1 protein-coding gene is annotated in these 519 nt (G+C 32.4%); it reads left to right on the top strand.

All coding sequences use genetic code 11. The features are described from left to right. The coding region (locus ACP5P5_RS13770; protein WP_428286690.1) for a hypothetical protein at positions 1-519 on the top strand (519 nt) is incomplete at both ends.

Raw genomic sequence — 519 nt, 5'->3', positions numbered from 1 at the left:
GATTATTTTATTGCAGAAAAAGATTATAAGTGGGCTATTTTTCATAAAGATGGAAAGAGAATAACTCAGTGGTATGATACCATTTACTCAGCTGGTTTAGTAGGAGGGGAAAGTAATCTATATGTGGCAAAGAAAGGTAATAGATATGCAATCTTTGATAAAGATGGGAATATGATAACTAAGAAATGGTTTTACAGTGTTTCTTTAGAAGGTTTAGTTAGTGGAGAAAGCAACCTATATATCGCAAAGAGTAGGGGTGTGGCTATTTTTGATGAGAGTGGTAATAGAATATCAGAGTTATTTGATGATATATATTCAGATGGACTGGTTAAAGGAGAAAGTAATTACTATCTTGCAAAGAAAGATGGGAAGAAGGCGATATTTGATGAAAATGGAAATATGATAACAAAGGAATGGTATGATGATATCTCTCCATATGGCTTAGTAGGAAGAGAAAGTCCATATTATATAGCAAAGAAAGATAATAAATGGACTATTTTTGATGAGAAAGGGAATCAG

The sequence above is a fragment of the Hydrotalea sp. genome (assembly GCF_049968455.1).
Lineage (GTDB): Bacteria > Bacteroidota > Bacteroidia > Chitinophagales > Chitinophagaceae > Hydrotalea.
Note: the sequence above shows the minus strand (reverse complement) of the source record. Positions and strands in the feature narration are given on the sequence as shown.